2 protein-coding genes are annotated in these 3280 nt (G+C 39.8%); both read left to right on the top strand.

Annotation, left to right across the window (positions count from 1 at the left end):
* Window positions 1–1619: DUF1542 domain-containing protein (locus tag HT698_RS03405; RefSeq protein WP_173264372.1), on the top strand; the 1619-nt coding region annotated here is incomplete at its 5' end.
* 210 nt (window positions 1620–1829) lie between these two features.
* The gene (gene dprA, locus HT698_RS03400; RefSeq protein WP_173217786.1) at window positions 1830–2678 is read left to right on the top strand and encodes a DNA-processing protein DprA; all 849 of its coding nucleotides are present in this window, start codon (window positions 1830–1832) and stop codon (window positions 2676–2678) included.
* The last annotated feature ends 602 nt before the right edge of the window (window positions 2679–3280 follow it).

The following is a 3280-nucleotide window of genomic DNA, read 5'->3' as shown; positions in this document are numbered from 1 at the left end:
AAGAGAAGACAGCTGCGAACCAACAAGTCGAAGCAGTTCTTGATAAAGCCAAGAAAGCTATTGATGGGGCAAGCAACCAAAGAGATATTGATGCTGCTAACCAAACGCTTGATACGGAACTAGGTCAAACCACTCTAAAAGCAGCAGCGAATAAGACAGCTAAAGCCAAAGCTGAACAAAAAGCACAAGCTAAGAAAGATAGCTTTAATGGTATTCAACATCTGACAGATGAAGAGAAGACAGCTGCGAACCAACAAGTTGAAGCAGCTCTTGATAAAGCCAAGAAAGCTATTGATGGGGCAAGCAACCAAAGAGATATTGATGCTGCTAACCAAACGCTTGATACGGAACTAGGTCAAATCACTCCAAAAGCTGAAGCGAATAAGACAGCTAAAGCCAAAGCTGAACAAAAAGCACAAGCTAAGAAAGATAGCTTTAATGGTATTCAACATCTGACAGATGAAGAGAAGACAGCTGCGAACCAACAAGTTGAAGCAGCTCTTGATAAAGCCAAGAAAGCTATTGATGGGGCAAGCAACCAAAGAGATATTGATGCTGCTAACCAAACGCTTGATACGGAACTAGGTCAAATCTCTCCGACAGCAGAGGCGAACAAGTCAGCTAAATTAGACGCAGAGCAAAAAGCGAATCTTACCCTTGCTCTTATTGATGACAATGCCAATCTCTCGCTATTTGAAAAAGAAGATGCTAAAAACCAAGTAAGGCAAGCTCTTCAAGATGCTCTTGAGAGAATTGATCAAGCCAAAACACAAGCTGAAATCGAACAAGCGAAGCAAGCAGCTTTATCTAGAATGGATCAGGTTTTAGCAGAGGCTCTGGCTAGAGCTAATGCTCGAAGACTGTCTGGTCAAGATAAGGATGATAGTCAAACACCAGTTTCTCCTTCGGATTCAGCTCAGTCTGGGACAAGTCCTGTGAATCCGCCATCTGCTACAAGAAATCGCAGAACTCCTCCGCGCCGTGCTCGTAGAAGTGTAGGATTTGTAGGGAATTCCCAAACAGGTACAAACCCATCGGCTGTGGACAAGTCAGAACTTCGTACTCTGGTAGAGGATCTGGAACGTCGCCTGCAAGATCTAGCAGGTCTATCTCCTGAAGTACTTGAAGAAGCACAGCGTATTTTGGGAGAGGCGCAAGCAGCTCTTGATAATGAAAACTTAACAGCTCAAGAATTGGCAGACCTCCTTGCTAAAGTTAGACAGGTTCTCAATTCTCTACAAACTGGCACATCAGCTGATAAGAGTCAGTCTGCGTCAAACTTAAATAAAGAAGCAGAAAGTGCCAAGGGAGCTAAAAATGAGACAGAAGTCCCTCTATATGGTGTCTTAGGAGCTGCAGTTCTTTCTCTTCTAGGAGCTCTCCTCTTTGCAGTAGTTCGTAAAAAATCCTCTCAACTAGATAAGCTTTCAAGAGAATTGCACCAGCTTGTAGTTGAGCTAGAGGCTAGCGACAAGGATAAAAAAGTTCTAAACAAGGCTAAGAAATTAGCTGATGAAGCACGACTCTTTGTAGATAGCCATCAAAAAGATTCTCAAAAAGAAGCAGAACTAATTTCTAAAATCAAGACTGTTCTCAGTCAACTCAAAGAAGAAGTCTAGTTTTGAAGAAAACACTACTTTCAGGAACTGAGTGAGTAGGTTTGTAGCTATGATGAGGAAATAAGAAATCTCCAGATTAGGAACCATCAGTGAGTTCTCTAGTCTGGAGATTTTTCAATATAATTCGTTATTGGACGGTTACGATGTTTTTTGATTTTTTTGATTTTTTTACGAATAAATAGATGAGTAGAAAAAGAAATGGAGATATTTATGAAAATCACAAACTATGAAATCTATAAGTTGAAAAAATCAGGTTTGACCAATCAACAGGTTTTGAAGGTCCTAGAATATGGCGAAAATTTCGATCAAGAACTGTTGTTAGGTGATATTGCAGATATATCAGGTTGCCGTAATCCAGCCGTTTTTATGGAACGTTATTTTCAGATAGACGATGCGCATTTGGAGAAGGAGTTTCAAAAATTTCCATCTTTCTCTATTTTAGACGACTGTTATCCTTGGGATTTGAGTGAAATATACGATGCGCCTGTACTTTTATTTTACAAGGGAAATCTTGACCTCTTGAAATTCCCGAAGGTAGCGGTTGTGGGTAGTCGTGCTTGTAGCAAACAGGGAGCTAAGTCAGTTGAAAAAGTCATTCAGGGATTGGAAAATGAACTGGTTATCGTCAGTGGCTTAGCCAAGGGCATTGACACAGCAGCTCATATGGCAGCTCTTCAGAATGGCGGAAAAACCATTGCAGTGATTGGAACAGGACTGGATGTGTTTTATCCTAAAGCCAATAAATGCTTGCAAGACTACATCGGCAATGACCATCTGGTTCTCAGTGAATACGGACCTGGTGAACAACCTCTGAAATTTCATTTTCCTGCCCGTAATCGCATCATAGCTGGACTTTGTCGTGGTGTGATTGTAGCAGAGGCCAAGATGCGCTCAGGTAGTCTCATTACCTGTGAGCGAGCAATGGAAGAAGGGCGCGATGTCTTTGCTATTCCTGGTAGCATTTTAGATGGATTATCAGATGGTTGCCATCATTTGATTCAAGAAGGAGCAAAATTGGTCACAAGTGGGCAGGATGTTCTTGCGGAATTTGAATTTTAAAAATGACCTAAGCTAGAATTCTGAGAAAAAATCAATTTCAAGATAAAATGAAGTAAATATCCCCACAATAAAATGCATAGTATCAGTTTTTTCAGCACTTGATATTATGCGTTTTTTCTAAGTGAATAAGTAGAGTGGAGGACTTTTCCCATAGGAAGGAAAGCAATTTAGTGTAATTGAGAAAGGAGGGTTGCTTGCGACTAATCTTGGTCAGCTTACTGTCAGAGGGGCTTATCATCTAAAATCTTGTCAGTAAGGAAAAATAAATTCTTCAAAAGTAGAGATTACAAGGCCTGTTTAAGAAAGAATTCAAAGACCTTGACAGATAAAAATAAAATGGTTATTATAAAAAATGGTCTGAAATTTATGATGATACTCTTCGAAAATCTTTTTACGTCAGTTCAGCTTTGCCTTGCTGTGTTTTGAGCAAGTTACGGTGAGCTTCCGAGTTTGATTTTCATTTACTAGAAATGAAACTGATGAGAGACATCAGTAGACATTTGCGTCAGGATATTATGGAAAATGATAAAAAGACCTCATGAGATTGGCATATCAGACTACTAAAGCATTGAGTTTGTTAGGATTTTATACTCAATGAAAAT

It is taken from the genome of Streptococcus sp. 3109, assembly GCF_013276905.1.
Lineage (GTDB): Bacteria > Bacillota > Bacilli > Lactobacillales > Streptococcaceae > Streptococcus.
The sequence above is the reverse complement of the archived record's forward strand: the minus strand, read 5'-3'. Positions and strand labels throughout refer to the sequence as shown.

Coding starts and splice junctions, on each gene's coding strand:
- dprA (WP_173217786.1), top strand. CDS start 1,830: ATGAAAATCACAAACTATGAAATCTATAAGTTGAAAAAATCAGGTTTG.